Origin of the sequence: Pseudomonas sp. MPFS (assembly GCF_022537035.1) — a bacterium.
Lineage (GTDB): Bacteria > Pseudomonadota > Gammaproteobacteria > Pseudomonadales > Pseudomonadaceae > Aquipseudomonas > Aquipseudomonas sessilinigenes.
The window spans coordinates 740,190-759,535 of sequence record NZ_CP066123.1; the positions used below are offsets into that span (position 1 = coordinate 740,190).

Below are 19,346 nucleotides of genomic sequence, written 5' to 3' on the forward strand. Positions count from 1 at the left end.
CAGCCGGTCGTTGCAGAGCTCCCAAGGAAGTTAAGGTAGGAGACTGGCGGGCACAGCCAGGGAGTTCCCAGGTTGAGGTGAGGCGCGGCGCTTTTTGCTGTCAGGCGCTGGACAGCCGCTCGAGGGCGGCCAGGAGCTGGGGCACTTCGGTAAAATGGCGATCGACTTCGGGCAGGTCGGGGCGCTTGAGTATCAACACCGGTACTCCCCGTTCGCGGGCCACTTCCAGCTTGGGTTCGGTGGCGCTGCTGCCGCTGTTCTTGCTGATCAGCACATCGATGCGCCGGCGCGCGAACAGTTCGCGCTCGTCGTCGATCTGGAACGGGCCGCGGGCGCCGATCACTTCGCAGCGCTCATTGCCCGGGCAGGCTTCCAGGGCGCGCAGGGTCCAGAACTGGCTGGCGGGAATCTCCTCCAGATGCTGCAAGGGTTCGCGCCCCAGGGTGAACAACGGTCGCTGGAAGGGTTCGAGGGCTTGGATCAGTTGTGGCCAGTCGGCCACCTCGCGCCAGTCGTCCCCGGGCTGCGCTTGCCAGGCCGGGCGACGCAGGGCCCAGCAGGGAATGCCGGCGAGCCGGGCGGCGGCCTGGGCATTGGCGCTGATCTGCGCGGCATAAGGATGGGTGGCATCCAGTAGCAGGCCGATGTTCTCGGCGCGAATGAACTGCGCCAGGCCCTTGGCTCCGCCATACCCACCGACCCGCACCTGGCAGGCCAGGTCCGTGGGCACCCGGCCGATGCCGGCCAGGCTGTAGACATGTTCAGGCCCCAGGGTGCGGGCGATGGCCAGGGCCTCGGTGACCCCACCCAGCAGCAGGATACGGCTCATGGCTGGGCTCCGGCATGGCCGACGATGCCGCCCTGGCGGTCGATGGCGAAGACTTCCACCTGGACCTGGGCCGGTACCACGCTGCGGGCGAAGTCCAGGGCATGGCGGCACACCGCATCGCCCAGGGCGACTCCGGCGGCGCTGGCCATGGCCAGTGCCTGCTGGCTGGTATTGGCCTGGCGGATGGCCTCTTGCAACGGTTGGTCGGCACCGATTTCGGCGGCCCATTGCGCCAGCTGCGGCAGGTCGATGCTGGAGTGGCGGCTGTGCAGGTCCATGTGCCCGGCGGCCAGCTTGCTGATCTTGCCGAAACCGCCGCACAGGCTGAGTTTATCCACAGGGGCCTTGCGCAGGTGCTTGAGGACCGCGCCGACGAAGTCGCCCATTTCGATCAGGGCGATTACCGGCAGGTCGTAGACCCGGCGCATGGTGTCTTCGCTGGCGTTGCCGGTGCAGGCGGCGACGTGCTGGTAGCCGTTGCTCCTGGCGACATCGATGCCCTGGTGGATCGAGGCGATGTAGGCGGCGCAGGAAAACGGCCGGACGATGCCACTGGTACCCAGGATCGACAGCCCGCCGAGAATCCCCAGGCGCGGGTTCATGGTCTTCTGCGCCAGTGCCTCGCCGCCCTCGACGTTCACCGTGACTTCGAAGCCGCCGTTGTAGGCCTGCTCTTCGGCCAGGCGTTGCAGGTGCTCGCCGATCATCCGCCGCGGCACCGGGTTGATCGCCGGCTCGCCCACCCCCAGGACCAGCCCGGGGCGGGTCACGGTACCGACCCCGGCACCAGCCACGAAGCGAATGCCCGGCTCATGGGTCAGGCGTACCTGGGAGTAGAGCAGGGCGCCATGGGTCACGTCCGGGTCGTCGCCGGCATCCTTGATGGTCCCGGCCTCGGCCCCGTCGCTGGTGCGCCGGCAGAACTCCAGGCGCATCCGCACCTCTTTGCCCTTGGGCAGGACGATATCCACCGCATCGGCCTCGACGTTGCCCAGCAGCAGGCGGGCGGCCGCGAGGCTGGTGGCGGTGGCGCAACTGCCGGTGGTCAGGCCGCTGCGCAGCGGAGCGGGCTGTTCGGCGGTTTCCTCACGCATGGGGCAGGTCCCCGGATGGCGTGCAGATTGGGTCCTGGGGTTTGTGCAGTTCCAGCAGGGTGATGGGCAAAGCCTGGCGCCAGGTGTCGAACTCCCCCAGCGGCTGGGCCTGGGCCACATGGATGCGGGTCAGTTCGCCGCCGTGGCGCTGGCGCCAGTCCATCAGGGTCATCTCGCTTTGCAGGGTCACCGCATTGGCCACCAGGCGGCCGCCGGGCTTGAGTCGTTCCCAGCAGGTGGCGAGCACCCCGTCGCGGGTCACGCCGCCGCCGATGAAGATCGCGTCCGGACGCTCCAGGCCAGCCAGGGCCTGGGGCGCGCGGCCACGGATCAGGTGCAACCCGGGAACGCCCAAGGTGTCGCGGTTGTGTTCGATCAGCTGCTGGCGACCCGCATCGGCCTCGATGGCCAGGGCGCGGCAACTGGGGTGGGCGCGCATCCACTCGATGCCGATCGAGCCGCTGCCGGCACCGACATCCCACAGCAACTCGCCGGGCATCGGGGCCAGGCGGGCCAGGGTCATGGCGCGTACGTCGCGCTTGGTCAACTGGCCGTCATGGGCAAAGGCCGAGTCCGGCAGGCCGGCCAGGCGCGACAGGCGTGGCGCGTCGAGGCTGGCGCGGCAGTCGATGGCCAGCAGGTTGAGGTCGGCTATGGCCGGGTCTTGCCAGTCGTCGGCGGTGCCGTCGATACGCCGCTCCAGCGGGCCGCCCAGGTGTTCCAGGACGCTGATCCGGCTCGGGCCGAAGCCGCGCTCGCGCAGCAGGCCGGCCACCGCCGCCGGGCTGTGGCGGTCATTGCTCAGCACCAGCAGGCGCAGGCCGTTGGCCAACTGCGCGTTGAGTGCGGCCAATGGCCGCGCCACCAGCGACAGGCTGACCACTTCCTGCAGGGGCCAGCCCAGGCGCGCGGCGGCCAGGGCGCAGGAGGAGGGGGCGGGCAAGATCAGCAGTTCCTCGGCGGGCAGTTGCCGTGCCAGGCTGGCGCCGACGCCGAAGAACATCGGGTCGCCGCTGGCCAGCACGCATACCGCAGTGCCACGCTGGGCGAGCACCGGCTCCAGGGAAAACGGGCTGGGCCACGGCTGGCGTTCGCCACGGATGCAAGCCGGCAGCAGCTCCAGCTGACGTTGCCCGCCGACGATCCGTGAAGCGCCCAACAGGGCATGGCGGGCATTGCGGCCCAGGCCCTTGAAGCCGTCTTCACCGATTCCCACTACTGTCAGCCAGGGCGACATGGATATTCCTCGAACACAAAAGCCAGGGTTCCGACAGGCAGGCTTTTCATGCCTTCGGACAAAGCAGGCATAATACCGCGCCTTCGCCCGCGAAGCGTTTTTCCCACACTGCCGGTCACCCCTTTGAACCCACGTCCGCTGTCCACTGCCATCCGCCCCTCGGCCTGTCCGGGGTTGTTGCGTATCGTCCCGGCCCTGGACGGCGGTATCTGCCGGATCAAACTGGCCGGCGGGGTCATCAGCGCGGCCCAGGCCGTGGCCGTGGCCGAGGCGGCGCAGGAGTTCGCCGGCGGGGTGATCGAGGCCACCAACCGCGCCAACCTGCAGATCCGTGGCATCGGCGGCGAGCACCAGGCGTTGATCGCCAAGCTGCTGGAGGCAGGCCTGGGGCCGACCACGGCGGCCGGTGACGATGTACGCAACCTGATGCTCAGCCCCAGCGCCGGTATCGACCGCCAGTGCCTGGTCGATACCCGGCCCCTGGCGGCGCAGATCCTGCACACCCTGCAAGGTCATCCACGGTTCCACGAGTTGTCGCCCAAGTTCGCCGTGCAACTGGACGGGGGCGAGGCCCTGGCCATGCTCCAGCATCACCACGATTTGTGGCTGGCAGCCTGTGAGCGCGAGGGCCAACGGTTGCTGGCCTTCGGCCTGGCCGGTTGCCCGGTGGATGCGCCGCTGGCGGCGGTGCCGCTGGAGCAGGGCCATGACCTGCTGGTGGCGGTGCTGGAGGCGTTCCTCGACCTGGCGAGCCCCGAGCAGACCCGTATGCGGCACTTGCTGGCTCAGGTGTCGGTGGCGGAATTTCTGCTCCAGGTGCAACAGCGCCTGGGCGGCCCGCTGCTGAGCGTCGATGGCTGGCGCCGGTCGGCAGCCGCCGAGGGCTTGCACCTGGGAACTTATCCACAGGCCGTGGCCGGGCGGGTCTATGTCGGTGCGGTCGCGCCCCTGGGGCGGCTCGACCCGGCCATGCTCAAGGGCGTCGCGCAGTTGGCCCGGCGCTATGGCGATTCCAGCCTGCGCCTGACTCCCTGGCAGAGCCTGCTGTTGCCCGACATTGCCGTGGCGGATGCCCCGGCGGTCAGCGCTGGCTTGGCCGAGCTGGGTTTGCTTTGTCGTCCCGAGCAGGCCCTGGCCCACCTGATTGCCTGCACCGGCTCCAGCGGTTGCGCCAAGGCCCAGGCCGATACCAAGGGCGATGCGCTGCGCCTGGCGGCCCTGTTGCAGGCTCAGGGGCAACAGGCGGCGGTCCACCTTTCTGGCTGCCTGCGCACTTGCGCTGCCGCCCATGTGGCGCCCACCACCCTGTTGGCGGTGGCCCCGGGACGCTACGACTTGTATGTGCGCGACGCCACGCAGCCGGGGTTCGGCAGGCTGCGGGCGCGCAACCTTTCTATAGAAGCGGCACAAGCGCTGCTTGATGTCCGCCAACGGAGTCACCTTGATGATTGATTACATCCGCGACGGTCAGGAGATCTATCGCAACTCCTTCGCGATCATCCGCGAAGAAGCCAAGCTAGAACGCATTCCCGCCGACCTGGAAAAACTCGCGGTACGGGTGATCCACGCCTGCGGCATGGTCGAGGCCATCGATGGCCTGCAGTTTTCTGAAGGCGCCGGCAAGGCCGGGCGCGAGGCCCTGGCCGCTGGGGCGCCGATCCTCTGCGATGCGCGAATGGTGTCCGAGGGCATCACCCGGGCACGGCTGCCGGCCAACAACCCGGTGATCTGTACCCTGCGTGACGACAGCGTGCCGCAGCTGGCCCGCGAGCTGGGCAATACCCGTTCGGCGGTGGCCCTGGAACTGTGGCGGCCTTACCTGGAAGGCAGCGTGGTGGTGATCGGCAATGCCCCCACCGCGCTGTTCTACCTGTTGGAAATGCTCGACGCCGGCGCGCCGAAACCGGCGCTGATCCTTGGTTTCCCGGTGGGCTTCGTCGGCGCTGCCGAATCCAAGGCGATGCTGGCCGCCGACAGCCGTGGCGTGCCGTTCGTGATCATGCAAGGCCGCCTGGGCGGCAGTGCCATGGCCGCCGCCGCCGTCAACGCCCTGGCCACGGAGATCGAATGATGCAGCAACCTGGACGTTTGATCGGCCTCGGCGTGGGCCCTGGTGATCCGGAACTGATTACCCTCAAGGCCCTGCGCCTGCTGCGCGAGTCGCCGGTGGTGGCCTACTTCGTCGCCAAGGGTAAAAAGGGCAATGCCTTCGGCATCATCGAGGCGCACCTGCAGGAGGCGCAGACCCTGCTGCCGCTGGTCTACCCGGTGACCACCGAAGCGCTGCCGGCGCCGTTGTCCTATGAGCAGGTGATCAGCGATTTCTACGACGAAGCCAGCGTGCAAGTGGCCGAGCACCTGGATGCCGGCCGCGATGTGGCGGTGATCTGCGAGGGCGACCCGTTCTTCTACGGTTCCTACATGTACCTGCACGACCGCCTGGCCGAGCGCTACCAGGCCGAAGTGGTGCCGGGGGTCTGCTCGATGCTCGGCGGCGCCTCGGTGCTGGGTGCGCCGTTGGTGTATCGCAACCAGAGCCTGTCGGTGCTGTCCGGGGTGCTGCCCCATGACGAGCTCAAGCGCCGCCTGGCCGATGCCGACGCGGCCGTGGTGATGAAGCTGGGGCGCAATTTTCCCAAGGTCCGCCAGGTCCTGGATGAGCTGGGGCTGGCGCAGCGGGCGCTGTATGTCGAGCGCGCGACCATGGCCAACCAGAAGATCGTGCCCCTGGACGAGGTGGAGCCGATGTCGTCGCCGTACTTCTCGTTGATCATCGTTCCCGGACAAAGGTGGCAAGGCTGATGGCCCGTTCGATTCCGGCCATCGTCATCCTTGGCCAAGGCAGCCTCGATACCGCGCGGCGGATCCAGCGCCTGTACCCCGACGCACTGGTCTACGGCCTGGCCGAGCGCACCACGGGCGCCGACCGCAGTTACCAGGAGTTCGGCGCGACCCTGCGCCAGCTCTATCAACAAGACACGCCGATCATCGCCCTGTGCGCCGCCGGCATCGTGATCCGCACCCTGGCGCCGCTGCTGCTGGAGAAGGGCGCCGAGCCGCCGGTGCTGGCGGTGGCCGAGGACGGCAGCGCGGTGGTGCCATTGCTGGGCGGCCTGGGTGGGGTCAACGTCATGGCTCGCAAGATCGCTGCCGGCCTGGGCGTGGCGGCGGCCATCACCACCAGCGGTGAACTGCGCTTCGGCACTTGCCTGCTCAACCCGCCCAGCGGTTATGCCCTGGGCGACCTGGAGCTGGGCAAGCGCTTTGTCTCCGATTTGCTGGGTGGCGAGAGCGTGCGCATCGAAGGCGCCGCGCCCTGGCTGGCCGAAGCCCGCTTGCCGGAAGATCGCGAAGCCCGGTTGACCATCCGGGTCGGTTCCGCCGAGCGTGAGCCCGCCGCCAACGAACTGCTGATCTACCCGCGCAGTGTCCTCATCGCACTCACCTGCAGGAACGAGCTTGCTCGCGATAGCGGCCCCGAGTTGGCCGAGCATCTGCGGGCCGCTCTGCACCAGGCCGGGATCGCTCGCCAGTCCGTCGCTTGCCTGTTGGCTGCCGACAGTGAAATGGCCAGCCCGGCCTTGCGTGACGCCGCTGCCGAACTGGGCGTGCCGCTGCGTTTTGCCCCGGCGGCCAGCAGTGTGGCCGAGCTGGCGCAACAAGCGGTGCCGCAATTGCTGCCGCCCCTCAATGCGGGCGAGGACATTGCCATCGCTGTGGCCAGCGAACCCCTGGACCCGCAACGGATCGGCCAGCCCCGTGGTCGCCTGGCCGTGATCGGCCTGGGGCCGGGCGCCGCCGAGCTGATGGTGCCGGCGGTCAAGGCCGAACTGGTCCGGGCCCAGGACATCCTCGGCTACGAAACCTATGTGCGCATGGCCGGCCCGTTCCGCGCCGACCAGGTCATGCACTGCACCGACAACCGCGAGGAAATGCAGCGCGCCTGCCACGCCTTCGAGCTGGCGGCCCAGGGCCGTTCGGTGGTGGTGGTGTCGTCCGGCGATCCGGGTGTGTTCGCCATGGCCTCGGCGGTGCTCGAAGCCTTGCACGAGTCCAGCGACCCGGCCTGGCATAACGTCGACCTGGAGATCCTGCCCGGGGTGTCGGCCTCCCTGGCCACCGCCGCCCAGGCGGGTGCGCCACTGGGCCACGACTTCTGCGTGTTGTCGCTGTCGGACAACCTCAAGCCCTGGGAGATCATCGAGAAGCGCCTGGACCTCGCCTCCCAGGCTGACCTGGTGCTGGCCTTCTACAACCCCATCTCCCGTTCCCGGCCGTGGCAACTAGGGCGGGCCCTGGAGATCGTGCGCCAGCACCGCACAGCGCAAACCCCGGTGGTATTGGGGCGCGACATCGGTCGCCCGGGCCAGACCCTGCGCGTCACCACCCTGGGCGAGCTGACCCCGGAGCAGGTGGACATGCGCACCATGGTGCTGGTGGGTTCCTCCACCACCTGCACCTTTGCCAAGGCGGATGGCGGCGAGTGGGTCTACACGCCGCGCTGGTACTAGAGGGGCAGCGGCAAGCTTCGAGCTTTGAGCGGCAAGCTAAAAACTTGCGGCTTGAGGCTTGGAGCTTAGTGCAACACTTTGCCGGTTGTCCCTGTAGCAAGGCGTGGCCATAGTGTTTCGGTCGCCGACGCATCGGCGGCCGATCTTAGCCGGTCGGCAAGCGAATCTATGACGGCATGAGCGCCATCAATTACTATGCTGGCGCTTTTTGCTGCATGGCCTTCTTCTATGGCGGCTGTGCGCGGGACACCTTTGGTGTGCCGGGTTTTCATAGGTTGCACCCGGTCGGCTAACCCTCGTACAGCTGCCACCCATTGTTTAGCCGCAGCGGGTGGTGGTCTTCACGCACCTATGGAGATGCACTGATGACAGATTTCATCCCGCTACAAAGCAATCTCACTCCCACCCCGATTTACCACCTCGACCGCAATGCCCCGGCAGCGGATCTGCATGGCGGTGCGCTGCAGCGCATCAAGGCTTCGCGTGATCTGCTGCACAGCCTGGATTGTCTGCGTCTTGAAGGGATCAACGAGCGTGACCTGCAGCACTTCGTCCATGCTGCCCACCTGCTGTTGCAGGATGGCTGCGATGCGCTGGATGCCTTGCAATGGCGGCTTGAGGCCTGAGGCGGCCGGATAGAACCAGGCTCTTGGCCCTCATTGAGCTGGTTCCTGCAACTTGTCGCTTGGAGCTTGTCGCTTAGGGCTGCAAGTACCAGATGATGAATTCGAAGAAACCGGTCCATCTGGCGGCAATGCGGCCAGCGGTGAAGGCTTCCCAGTCGCCCAGGTCGAAATCCCAGACGCCGCCGCTGTCCTTGTCCAGCAAGTAGCCGCCTTCGCCTTGCAATGAGGTGAAGGCGATGAAGTTCTGCGGCAGCTCCCATACTTCATGAATGAACTCGGTGCCTACAAGGATCTCCTCGCTGGGCTCGGCGATATCCATCAGCACTTCGTAGCTCGCCCGGCTTGCGAAGTCGGCGGGGTGGTAGGCCAGGTAGATCTGTGCGAACTCGCTGTCCAGGGCAATGCCCAGTGTTGCCAGCGCTCGGGTGACCCCGGCGGTGTCTGGGCGCGGGCGGAAGCTGGGCTGGGCTTCGATCAGGGCGACCAACTGCGGGGGAATCATGGGGGGTCCTTGTTGATAGATGGCCATTTGTCCAGGGGCAGGCTGCCCTGGATCTGGGCAAAGTGTTCCCGGGCCTGGGCCAGGGTCTTGTGGTTGGGGCCGCTCAGCACATCCAGTGCCTGGCAGCCATCGTCTTCCCAGTGGCACAGGCCGCAGATCTCGTACTCGCCATGGGCGCCGAGGGTCAGGTAGCCGCAGCAGGGGCAGGCCAACAGGGTTTCCACCGGGCCCTCGACCGGCTGGCTCGGGTAGCCGGCCTCGGCCAGGCAGCGGCTCAGGTAGGGGTTGCTGACGCCATGGTAGGCGGCGCGCAGGCTGACCAGGATCAACGCATCGTAACGCGCGGGCTGGGCGTTTTCCGGAGGTTCCCGAGTCTGTATTTCTTCCCCCAGGCTGGCTGGGAGGGTGGCGAATTCCGGGGCTTGTGGAGCCAGGGTCCAGACGTTCAGCAGATGATCGGCGCGTTCTTGCGCCGAGAGTGCGAGCAGGCGGTGCCGGCTCAAGAGCTCGATGGCCGCGGGGCGCGTCAGTGGCTTCATGGGGTTGTGCTCGACAAGGGGATCAGCACGCCGGCCAGGCCAGGGTCAGCTGATCCGGCCGCTCGATGGGAATGCAAACACTGACCCCGCTGGTGGATTGAGCCTCTACATGCCGGTCGCGGATTCGCACCTGGGCGAAGGGGTTGGTTTCCCGGAACACCAATAGCCAGATCAGGCGCTGCGAGTCTTTCTCCAGCAGCGCCAGGAAGCCATCGCCGCCGTCGGCCGCGCATTCGCCAGCCAGGGTCTGCCAAGGTTCCGGGCCGGGCGCCGAACAGCCCAGGGTCGCCAGGCCTTCGCAGGCTTCTGCCGGTTGGTGATCCAGGGCCGGGAGCCACGCCTTGTCCTGCAGTCGGCTTGCCCCGTGGGGCAGCTCGAACAGGCAGTAGAAACCATTGCCCAGGATCAGGGCGTTTTCCCGCGGGTAGGCTTCGTCCCGCCATTGCTGCTGGATAAAGGCCTGGTCGGCGTTGTAGGGCATGGGTATTCCGTTGCGATGAGGGCTGGCTAGGGCACCAGGTAACCGCGCACCCCGGTGAAGATGATCTGCGCCGCCAGGGCACAGACGAACAGGCCCATCAACCGGCTGACGATCTGCAGGCCCTGGTCGCCGAGGATGCGCTCGATGCGGTTGGACAGGTACAGCACCACGCCCACCGTGAGGCTGGCCAGGGCGATACTGAGGATGGCGGTGAGTTTGTCGTCCCAGTGCGGCTGGCTGACGCCCATGACCAGCAGGGCACCGATGGTGCCGGGGCCGACCGTCAGGGGAATGGTCAGCGGGACTATGGTCACGTCCTGCTGCACGTTGTCGGTCTGCACCGCCGACTTGCCCTGGGCCATGCCCAGGGCGGAGATGAACAGCACCGAGCCCGCGCCGATGCGAAACGCATCCACGGTGATGCCGAACACGCCGAAGATCACCCGCCCGAACAGGTACAGCAGCACGCTGGAGACCAGGGTCGCCAGGGCGACTTTCCAGGCCAGGCGCCGGCGTTCCTTGAGGGAGTAGCCACGGGTCAGGCTGATGAAGCACGAGAGGACGAAGAAGGGGCTGTAGAGCACCAGCATCTTCAGGTAAACGCTGAACAGCACGTGGAGCATGGTGGGAGCTCACGACTAGGGAGGGCGAGCCAGAGTTTAACTCAGCTGGTGTGCGCGGTGCTGCGTTCGCGCAAGTCGCGTTGGGTGACCCAGTGTTCCACCAGTTCGCGCAGTTGCGACAGCTCCACCGGCTTGGCCATGTGCCCGTCCATGCCGGCCTGGCGCGCGCGCTCCTTGTGCTCGGCCAGGATGTGGGCGGTCAGGGCCACCACCGGCGTGCGCACTCGCTGGTTACCCACTTCCCAGGCCCGCAGTTGCTGGGTGGCGGAGAACCCGTCGAGCACCGGCATCTCGCAGTCCATCAGCACCAGGTCGTAGCGATTGGCTTTCATCGCCTGCAGGGCTTCCTCGCCATTGCTGGCGGTGTCGGGCTGCAGGTTGAGCTTGCCGAGCATGCCGCGGATCACCTTGGTGGAGATGCTGTTGTCCTCGGCCACCAGGATGCGGAAGTCGCTGGGCACGGTCACTGCGGCCGGGGCGGGAGCGGGGTTGAGCGGCAGGTTGTAGGGCGCGGCCGGGGCCCTGCTGCGCTGGCTGAGTTCGTCGGCCAGGGTGGTCTTGAGGGTATAGCCGGCCACCGGCTTGGCGAGGATGCGCTTGATCCCGGCATTGCGTGCGATCACCTTGCTCGGCGCGTTGCTGATACCGGTGAGCATGATCAGCAGGATGTCGTGGTTCAGGCTCGGGTCTTCCTTGATCTTCGCCGCCAGTTGCATGCCGGTCATGCCGGGCATGTTCTGGTCCAGCAGGACCACATCGAAATAGTCCTTCAGGTGTGCCTTGGTGCGCAGCAGGGCCAGCGCCTCCTTGCCGGAGGGCACGGCGCTGACGTTCAGGCCCCAGGCGCTGCATTGCTGGACCAGGACCTTGCGGCAGGTATCGTTGTCGTCCACCACCAGTACCCGGGCCCCTTGCAGCGGGCCGTCGAGGTCGGCGGTAGGTTGTTCCAGGCGCTCGGCATCCAGAGGCAGGGTCAGCCAGAGGGTGCTGCCCTGCTGGTTGCCGCTCTTGATGCCGAATTCGCCATGCATCAGCAGGATCAGCTGGCGGGCGATCACCAGGCCCAGGTTGCCGCCCAGACGGGTGTTGGCCAGGAAGTTCTTGCTGTGCAGTTCGGTGTGCAGCAGGGCTTCGCGTTCCTCGGCTTCCATGGGCTGGCCGCTGTCTTGCACGGCGATGCGCAGGCGCGGTTTGCTGCTGCGCTCGTCGAGGGCGACGACGATCAGGACTTCGCCTTCGTCGGTCTTCTTCAGGGCGTTTTCCAGAAGGCTCAGCATGGCCTGGCGCAGTCGCGTCGGATCGCCACCGATGACCCGTGGGACCTGGGGCTGGATGAAGCTGATCAACTCGACATTCTGCTGTTCGGCCTTGGCCCTGAAGATGCTCAGGCAGTCTTCGATCAGGGCGTTGAGGTCGAACTGCACGTCGTCCAGTTCGATCTGCCCGGACTCGAGCTTGGAGATGTCGAGGATCTCGTTGATCAGGGTCAGCAGCTCGTTGCCAGCACTGTGGATGGTTTGCACGTAGTCGCGTTGCTTGACCGACAGCGGCGTGCCCAGCAGCAGCTCGGTCATGCCCAGCACGCCATTCATCGGGGTGCGGATCTCGTGGCTGATCTTGGCGAGGAACTCGGCCTTGGCATTGACCTCGGCGGTGCTGGCGGCCAGGTCGCGACTGACGCTGAAGCGGTTCTCGGTGATGTTGCGCTGGCGCTCGCCCAGGGCCACGCTCATCAGCAGACCGGCCACGCAGACCACGCTCATCAGGGTGACGATCAACCCTTGCGGCGGCACCAGCGTCAGGCCGAGCAGGGCAGGGAGGATCACCAGGGTGCCGAGGTTGAAGATCGCCATGGCAGCAACGAACAGGCGTGCCGGACGATACCCCTTGTGCCAGTGGTAGCCGCCCACGAACAACATGCTCAGGCCGGCCAGGGCCACCAGGGCATAGGTGATGATATTCAGCGGCAGGGTGTTGACGAACAGCAGCAACAAGCCGCTCAGGGCGATCAGCAGGATATTGCCCAGTAGCAGGCGATTCAGCGGGTGCGCGCCCAGCGGGGCGAAGAAGCGATAGGCGAACATCATGCCGGCCGGCGCGGTCAGCAGCAGGGCCAGGTACGCCCCGGGCGTCTGCAGGGCCTGCCATTGCGGCAGCCAGGGGCCGAGCAGGTTGAGCAACAGCATCAGGCTGAGGGTCAGCAGGCCTTCGCAGATCGCCAGCCACAGGCTGCTGCGCGAGCGGGTATAGGCGAAGCGTGTGAGGTTGTGCAGGATCAGCATCGTCAGGCAGCCGAAGAGCACGCCATAGATCAGCGTCTGGCTCTGGTTGGCGGCGCTCATCACGGCCGACTGCAGGGTGATGTAGGGGCGCAGTTCGTGCTCGGACACCAGGCGCAGATACACATCCAGCGGCTTGGCGTTTTGTGGCAGCGCCAGGATGAAGTCGCTGCTGGGCAACGGCCTCTGTGTTTGCGGCTGGCTGAAGCCACTGTTGGCCTGCTCGATCAGCGTGTCGCCTTCGAGCACGTAGAGATTCAGATGGGCCAGGTCAGGGGCGAAGATCCGCAGGATCTGTTCATGGGGCCCGGGTTGCAGCTTGAAGCGTAGCCACAGGGCACCCTCTGGCGCGGCGGCGGTGAGCTTGTCCAGCTCGATGGGGCTGAACTGGTTGGTATAGCGCGGGGAGCGGATGTCACTGAGTTGTAGGTCGCCCTGATCGTCGAGCAGAACTGCCCAGCCACTGCCTTGCGCGGCCAGGGCCGGGTTCAGGCAGAGCAGAGTCAGCAATGTGACGGTGAAGCCTAGGGCAGTCCTGAGCCAGCGCACGGCGAAATCCCTTCATTGGTTGATGCCTGATTATAACTATGCGCGGCGTAATGACCGAACGGCAAGGGTGCGTGGCCCTTGCCGGGGTCACGGGGAGCCTTACTCCTGGCCGCGCTCGCGGGCAATGGCACGGTAGCCGATGTCCTTGCGGTAGAAGCAACCCTGCCAGTCGATCTGGGCGGCCAGGCGATAGGCTTGCTGCTGTGCCTCATCGACACTGGCACCCATGGCGGTGGCGCACAGTACGCGGCCGCCTGCGGTCACGATCTGGCCGTCCTTGAGTGCAGTGCCCGCGTGGAAGACCTTGCCTTCCAGTGTGGCGGCTGCGTCCAGGCCGCTGATGGCCGCGCCCTTGGCATAGTCACCAGGATAGCCGCCGGCCGCCAGGACGATACCCAGGCTCGGGCGTGGGTCCCATTGTGCTTCGACCTTGTCCAGGGCCTGGGCCAGGGCCGCTTCTACCAGCAGGACCAGGCTCGACTGCAGGCGCAGCATGACGGGTTGGGTTTCCGGGTCGCCGAAACGGCAGTTGAACTCGATGACTTTCGGGTTGCCGGCCTTGTCGATCATCAGGCCCGCGTAGAGGAAACCGGTATAGACGTTGCCTTCCTCGGCCATGCCGCGCACGGTCGGCCAGATGACCTGGTCCATCACGCGTTGGTGCACGTCGGCGGTGACCACCGGGGCAGGCGAGTAGGCGCCCATGCCACCGGTATTCGGGCCAGTGTCGCCATCGCCGACGCGCTTGTGGTCCTGGCTGGTGGCCATGGGCAGCACGTTCTTGCCGTCGACCATGACGATGAAGCTGGCTTCCTCGCCATCGAGGAACTCTTCGATCACCACGCGCGAACCGGCGTCGCCGAAGGCATTGCCGGCGAGCATGTCACGCACGGCTTCCTCGGCCTCGGCCAGGGTCATGGCGACGATCACGCCCTTGCCGGCGGCCAGGCCGTCGGCCTTGATCACGATCGGCGCGCCTTTTTCCTGCAGGTAGGCCAGGGCCGGCTCGATCTCGGTGAAGTTCTGGTAGTCGGCGGTAGGGATCTTGTGGCGGGCCAGGAAGTCCTTGGTGAAGGCCTTCGAGCCTTCCAGCTGGGCGGCACCCTGGGTCGGGCCGAAGCAGTCCAGGCCACGGGCACGGAACAGATCGACCACACCGGCCACCAGCGGGACTTCCGGACCGACGATGGTCAGGGCAACGTTCTTCTCGGCGAAGTCGGCGAGCTGCTCCAGGGCCAGCACGTCGATGGCCACGTTCTCGCACTTGGCCTCGATGGCGGTACCGGCGTTGCCGGGAGCGACGAATACTTTTTCGACCCGTGGGTCCTGAGCGACTTTCCAGGCCAGGGCGTGTTCACGACCGCCGCTACCAATGATCAAAATGTTCAAGTCAGACTCCTTCGGAGGAAGCTACAAGCCGCAAGCTGCAAGTTGAAATTCAAGTGCAGCAGGCGGCTGTCAATTAAAGAGGCTGCAAGCGCGAGCAGAGGCGACAGGGTCGCGCTTTTACTTGGCGCTCGCAGCTTGCAGCTTGACGCTGCTTTTAGTGACGGAAGTGGCGCATGCCGGTGAATACCATCGCGATGCCGGCTTCGTCGGCCGCGGCGATCACTTCGGCGTCACGCATCGAGCCGCCAGGCTGGATCACGGCCCGGATGCCGACCTTGGCGGCATTGTCGATGCCGTCGCGGAACGGGAAGAAGGCGTCGGAAGCCATGACCGCGCCTTGCACTTGCAGGCCGGCGTGCTCGGCCTTGATGGCGGCGATGCGGGCGGAGTTGACGCGGCTCATCTGGCCGGCGCCGACACCGATGGTCTGGCGGTTCTTGGCATAGACGATGGCGTTGGACTTGACGAACTTGGCCACTTTCCAGGCGAACACCAGGTCGTGGACTTCCTGTTCGGTCGGGGCACGCTGGGTGACGATCTTCAGGTCATCGGCAGTGATCATGCCGATATCGCGGCTCTGTACCAGCAGGCCGCCGTTGACGCGCTTGAAGTCCCAGGCCGCAGCCCGGTCCTGCGACCATTGTCCACAGGCCAGCAGGCGCACATTGGCCTTGGTTGCGACGATGGCGCGGGCCGCTTCGCTGACGCTGGGAGCGATGATCACTTCGACGAACTGGCGCTCGACGATGGCTTTTGCGGTTTCGGCATCCAGCTCGCGGTTGAAGGCGATGATGCCGCCGAAGGCCGATTCGGTATCGGTGGCATAGGCCAGGTCGTAGGCCTTGCGGATACCGCCTTCGTCTTCAGGGACCACGGCCACGCCACATGGGTTGGCGTGCTTGACGATGACGCAGGCCGGCTTGACGAAGCTCTTCACGCACTCAAGGGCAGCATCGGTGTCGGCCACGTTGTTGAATGACAACTCCTTGCCTTGCAGCTGGAAGGCGGTGGAAATGCTGGCTTCGCCTTTTTGCGCCTCGACATAGAATGCCGCGCTCTGGTGCGGGTTCTCGCCGTAGCGCATTTCCTGGGCCTTGGCGAACTGGCTGTTGAAGGTGCGTGGGAACTCGCTGCGCCCTTCGGTAGACAGGGTGTCCCGGGTCTGGTCGATGGTGCCCATGTAGTTGGCGATCATGCCGTCGTAGGCTGCCGTGTGCTCGAAGGCCTTGAGCATCAGGTCGAAGCGCTGGGCGTAGGTCAGGCCGCCGGCCTTGAGGTTCTTCAGGACGTCGGCGTAGTCGCTGGCGTTGACCACGATGGCCACGTCCTTGTGGTTCTTGGCGGCCGAACGGACCATGGTCGGACCGCCGATGTCGATGTTCTCGATCGCGGTCGGCAGGTCGCAGCCGGGCTTGGAGATGGTTTCTTTGAAGGGGTAGAGGTTGACCGCCACCAGGTCGATGGGCTTGATCCCGTGCTCGCTCATGATGGCATCGTCGATACCGCGACGGCCGAGGATGCCGCCGTGGATTTTCGGGTGCAGGGTCTTGACCCGGCCGTCCATCATTTCCGCGAAACCGGTGTAATCCGCGACTTCCACTGCGGACACGCCATTGTCCCGCAGCAGCTTGAAGGTCCCGCCGGTGGAGAGGATCTCCACGCCGAGGGCTTCCAGCTCCTTGGCGAATTCGAGGATCCCGGTCTTGTCGGAAACACTGATCAAGGCGCGGCGGATCGGCAGGCGGGTAGTCTGGTCGGTCATCTCAATTTCCATCAAAAGCAAGGGAGTCAGCAAAAAAGGCGACCGTTTTTTACGCGGGCGCCTTTCTGGTTTGAGTGAATGCTTACAACAAATCGTACTGCTTGAGTTTCTTGCGCAGGGTTCCGCGGTTCAGACCCAGGAGTTCGCTGGCCTTGGTCTGGTTGCCCTTGACGTAGTTCATCACGCTTTCGAGCAACGGGGCCTCGACTTCGGAGAGCACCAGGTTGTACACGTCCGTGACGGCAGCGCCCTCAAGGTGGGCGAAATAATTGTGCAGCGCCTTCTCGACACTCCCGCGAAGGGTCTGGCCTTCTTCGCTGGGGGTATTGAGGTGCTGTTTCAAATTCACGTTGTCGCTCACGGGTGTTGTTCCACTCACTAAAGTCTCGGTCATCATCGTCATGCGGCCACCCCCTCTCCGTCCCCTGTTTCCAGGCTCTTGTAACGTCCGGCGAAGAACTCACGGACGTTGGCGCACTGTGCTTCCGTATCTTCCAAACGATTGAAGTGGGCGCGAAACTCCCTGGCGCCCGGCAGGGTTGCGAGATACCAGCCCACATGCTTGCGCGCAATGCGTACGCCCATGACATCCCCATAGAAGGCATGCAGCGCGGCCAGGTGCTCCAGCAGAATACGTTCAACCTCGAACAGCTCCAGTGCCGGGAGGGTTTCACCGGTACGCAGGAAATGCTCGATCTCACGAAAAATCCATGGCCGCCCCTGGGCGGCCCGGCCGATCAACAGCCCGTCGACTCCGGTGGCATGCAACACCTGCCGGGCCTTTTCGGGCGAGTCGATATCGCCGTTGGCAAAGACCGGAATCGACACCGCCTGCTTGATCGCGGCGATGGTGTCGTACTCGGCCTCGCCGGTGTACAAGTCGGCGCGGGTCCGACCATGGACCGCCAGTGCCGTGATGCCAGCCTGCTCGGCGATCTTCGCCACCGTCAGGCCATTCTTGTTCTGCCGGTCCCAGCCGGTACGGATCTTCAGGGTGACCGGTACGTCCACCGCGGCCACCACCGCCTGGAGAATCTCGTTGACCAGGACTTCGTCTTTCAGCAACGCGGAGCCGGCGGCCTTGTTGCAGACCTTCTTCGCCGGGCAACCCATGTTGATATCAATAATCTGTGCGCCCAACTCGACGTTGGCGCGGGCGGCGTCTGCCAGCATCTGTGCATCGCCACCGGCAATCTGTACCGAGCGTGGCTCGGGATCGCCTTCGTGGATCATGCGCAGCCGCGATTTGCGGCTGTTCCACAAGCTCATGTCGCTGGTGACCATTTCCGAGACTACAAGGCCGGCACCCAATTGCTTGCAAAGCTGACGAAAGGGCTGGTCGGTAACCCCCGCCATCGGGGCGAGAACCAAGCCGTTTTGCAGTGTGTATGGGCCGATGCGTACCGCCGACATAGGACTTCCCTGTTGTGGGGCCGGATCATGAGAGTTCGAAAAAGGGTTGGCATGATACCCGCTCTCGATGACCGGATAAAGGCTGAATTGGATAAAATCTGAACAGTTATTCTGCCGGTTCCCAGGATTGACCCAGGGGGAGGCTGTCATAAATCTGTCGTCAATCCAGAGTCGTCCGTTAACTCTCCAGCCGTTTCACTCGGGTGAGTGGAAACTCAGACTGTAGTTCACGGCTTTGGGTCCTGGGTCGAGAATATCGAGGGCGATGTGAATCGGGGTCTGCGGTGGCATTTCCGCAGCGTCTTGCAAGTCGCCGCCCAGGTATTCCCCGGGCTTGAAGCTGCGACTGGCGATCAGGTGGCCGTTGAGGTCGGCGAAGCGTAGTTCCAGCAGCGGGAAGGGCTGGGAGAAGGGCGCTCGGTTGTAGATGATGGCGTCCACCACCAGGGCTCCGCTGAACTCCGGGTGGCTGCGCACCACCAGGTTGCTGCTCTTGATCCGGTCGATGTCGACGCGCGATGGCACCGTACATCCGAATTCCGGACACAGTTGCTGGAACCAGGGGCGGTACTGGTCCTGGCGTGCCAGTTCGTCGAAGTGATAGGCGATGTACTGGGCTACCAGGCCGCCTGCAGCCAGCAGGATCAGTAGCAGCCAGAGCAGGCGCCGTCCCCAGGGTGAGCGACGTTTTTGCCAGTCGAGATGGAGCGGGTCGTCTTCCAGATCCAGCAGGACGTCGTCCTGGACTCCGGGCTCACTGCGCTCGCGGCGCTTCTTGCCGGCGGTCGCCGTGGGCGCTTGGTCGTCGGAGTCGGAATGGTTGGTGGCCACAGGTGCAACCGGCTCCGGCTCATCATCCGGGCGCAGCCTCGGGTGCTGGGGCTCGTCGTCCAGGTCCGCCAGGTTGAAGGACAACGAAGGTTCGGTGCGGCTGGAGCGCGGTGGCTCGACGTCGCTATCGTCCGTGGACTTGAGGCTGATGGAGTCAGGTTCATCGTGCTCGGCGGCGCTGGCGAACAGGCCGCCGGGCCAGTTGCCCTCATCGGCGTCCTGGGGGTCGCGCCGTGCGGTGAGGCCATCTTCCCTGGGGGCGTGCTCACGACCGAATGCCTTGGCAGGCTGGATCTCGCGTTGTTCGAGCTTGGCCAGTTCCTCGTCGAGGTCCAGGTGGTCCAGGTCCATTTCCGCGGCCGACCACTGTTTCTGGCTGATGGCGCGTTGTGCCGGTGCGGGCTCCGGTGGCGGTGGTTGCAGTTTCGGTTCAACTGGTGCCGGTGCCGGTGCCGGTGCCGGTTTCGGAGTCGGTTCGGCTGCCGGCTTGGCGACGGGCTTGGGCACCGTGCCTTCCTTGGCTGCGCGTTGCTCAAGCAGCTGGCGTGCGGCGTTGAACACTTGCAGGCAAGATCCGCAACGCACTACCCCGCGAGCCACGCTCAACTGAGCATGGCTGACACGGAACCTGGTTTGGCAATGCGGGCACTGGGTGACGAAACTGTCGGTCATGCGGCCATC

18 protein-coding genes are annotated in these 19,346 nt (G+C 65.5%); 5 read left to right on the forward strand and 13 right to left on the reverse strand.

Annotated elements, in window-relative coordinates; genetic code table 11:
* Positions 1–100 precede the first annotated feature (100 nt).
* From I9018_RS03235 to cbiE, 3 genes are read right to left on the reverse strand one after another with little or no spacing between them, the layout of a single operon-like run.
* Positions 101–829, reverse strand: coding sequence for a cobalt-precorrin-6A reductase (locus tag I9018_RS03235; protein WP_241108717.1), 729 nt, complete (start codon positions 827–829; stop codon positions 101–103).
* Positions 826–1,923 carry a cobalt-precorrin-5B (C(1))-methyltransferase gene (locus I9018_RS03240; protein ID WP_241108718.1) on the reverse strand — a complete coding sequence of 366 codons (1,098 nt, stop codon included), beginning with the start codon at positions 1,921–1,923 and terminating at the stop codon, positions 826–828. Before I9018_RS03240 ends, I9018_RS03235 begins: the two co-directional genes overlap by 4 nt.
* The gene (gene cbiE, locus I9018_RS03245) at positions 1,916–3,160 is read right to left on the reverse strand and encodes a precorrin-6y C5,15-methyltransferase (decarboxylating) subunit CbiE (RefSeq protein ID WP_241108719.1); all 1,245 of its coding nucleotides are present in this window, start codon (positions 3,158–3,160) and stop codon (positions 1,916–1,918) included. The genes I9018_RS03240 and cbiE overlap by 8 nt, the downstream gene beginning before the upstream one ends.
* A gap of 48 nt (positions 3,161–3,208) precedes the next feature.
* Between cbiE and cobG the strand changes: the two genes are divergently transcribed.
* The 5 genes from cobG to I9018_RS03270 all read left to right on the forward strand — a co-directional run bounded on the left by cobG (position 3,209) and on the right by I9018_RS03270 (position 8,297).
* On the forward strand, positions 3,209–4,612 hold the full coding sequence (cobG, locus tag I9018_RS03250; protein ID WP_241108720.1) for a precorrin-3B synthase: 1,404 nt from the start codon (positions 3,209–3,211) through the stop codon (positions 4,610–4,612).
* Positions 4,605–5,231: a precorrin-8X methylmutase gene (locus I9018_RS03255; RefSeq protein ID WP_068577108.1), complete on the forward strand. Its 627-nt coding sequence runs from the start codon at positions 4,605–4,607 to the stop codon at positions 5,229–5,231. The genes cobG and I9018_RS03255 overlap by 8 nt, the downstream gene beginning before the upstream one ends.
* Complete coding sequence (locus I9018_RS03260; protein ID WP_178083948.1) at positions 5,228–5,962, forward strand: precorrin-2 C(20)-methyltransferase; 735 nt, start codon at positions 5,228–5,230, stop codon at positions 5,960–5,962. Before I9018_RS03255 ends, I9018_RS03260 begins: the two co-directional genes overlap by 4 nt.
* Entirely contained in the window at positions 5,962–7,671 is a 1,710-nt protein-coding gene (cobJ, locus tag I9018_RS03265) for a precorrin-3B C(17)-methyltransferase (RefSeq protein ID WP_241108721.1), read from the forward strand. Before I9018_RS03260 ends, cobJ begins: the two co-directional genes overlap by 1 nt.
* 365 nt (positions 7,672–8,036) lie before the next feature.
* Complete coding sequence (locus I9018_RS03270; protein WP_241108722.1) at positions 8,037–8,297, forward strand: hypothetical protein; 261 nt, start codon at positions 8,037–8,039, stop codon at positions 8,295–8,297.
* Positions 8,298–8,370: 73 nt separating this feature from the next.
* Here I9018_RS03270 and I9018_RS03275 read toward each other — a convergent pair whose 3' ends face one another.
* The 10 genes from I9018_RS03275 to I9018_RS03320 form a co-directional block, all read right to left on the reverse strand.
* Positions 8,371–8,799, reverse strand: a complete 429-nt coding sequence (locus I9018_RS03275; protein WP_241108723.1) for an SMI1/KNR4 family protein — start codon at positions 8,797–8,799, stop codon at positions 8,371–8,373.
* Positions 8,796–9,338 carry a CPCC family cysteine-rich protein gene (locus I9018_RS03280; protein ID WP_241108724.1) on the reverse strand — a complete coding sequence of 181 codons (543 nt, stop codon included), beginning with the start codon at positions 9,336–9,338 and terminating at the stop codon, positions 8,796–8,798. The genes I9018_RS03275 and I9018_RS03280 overlap by 4 nt, the downstream gene beginning before the upstream one ends.
* A 22-nt stretch (positions 9,339–9,360) precedes the next feature.
* On the reverse strand, positions 9,361–9,819 hold the full coding sequence (locus I9018_RS03285; RefSeq protein WP_241108725.1) for a hypothetical protein: 459 nt from the start codon (positions 9,817–9,819) through the stop codon (positions 9,361–9,363).
* 26 nt (positions 9,820–9,845) lie between these two features.
* Entirely contained in the window at positions 9,846–10,442 is a 597-nt protein-coding gene (locus tag I9018_RS03290; RefSeq protein ID WP_022642054.1) for a MarC family protein, read from the reverse strand.
* 41 nt (positions 10,443–10,483) lie between these two features.
* Positions 10,484–13,270, reverse strand: coding sequence for a hybrid sensor histidine kinase/response regulator (locus I9018_RS03295; RefSeq protein ID WP_241108726.1), 2,787 nt, complete (start codon positions 13,268–13,270; stop codon positions 10,484–10,486).
* 99 nt (positions 13,271–13,369) lie between these two features.
* The gene (purD, locus tag I9018_RS03300) at positions 13,370–14,659 is read right to left on the reverse strand and encodes a phosphoribosylamine--glycine ligase (RefSeq protein WP_241108727.1); all 1,290 of its coding nucleotides are present in this window, start codon (positions 14,657–14,659) and stop codon (positions 13,370–13,372) included.
* Between the two features lie 154 nt (positions 14,660–14,813).
* On the reverse strand, positions 14,814–16,421 hold the full coding sequence (gene purH, locus I9018_RS03305) for a bifunctional phosphoribosylaminoimidazolecarboxamide formyltransferase/IMP cyclohydrolase (RefSeq protein WP_241108728.1): 1,608 nt from the start codon (positions 16,419–16,421) through the stop codon (positions 14,814–14,816).
* An 82-nt stretch (positions 16,422–16,503) separates the two neighbouring features.
* On the reverse strand, positions 16,504–16,824 hold the full coding sequence (gene fis, locus I9018_RS03310) for a DNA-binding transcriptional regulator Fis (protein ID WP_003186237.1): 321 nt from the start codon (positions 16,822–16,824) through the stop codon (positions 16,504–16,506).
* The gene (gene dusB, locus I9018_RS03315; RefSeq protein WP_068577179.1) at positions 16,821–17,834 is read right to left on the reverse strand and encodes a tRNA dihydrouridine synthase DusB; all 1,014 of its coding nucleotides are present in this window, start codon (positions 17,832–17,834) and stop codon (positions 16,821–16,823) included. The genes fis and dusB overlap by 4 nt, the downstream gene beginning before the upstream one ends.
* A gap of 195 nt (positions 17,835–18,029) precedes the next feature.
* Positions 18,030–19,337 (reverse strand): DUF3426 domain-containing protein, encoded by a 1,308-nt coding sequence (locus I9018_RS03320; protein ID WP_241108729.1) that lies wholly within the window; start codon positions 19,335–19,337, stop codon positions 18,030–18,032.
* Positions 19,338–19,346: the final 9 nt, after the last annotated feature.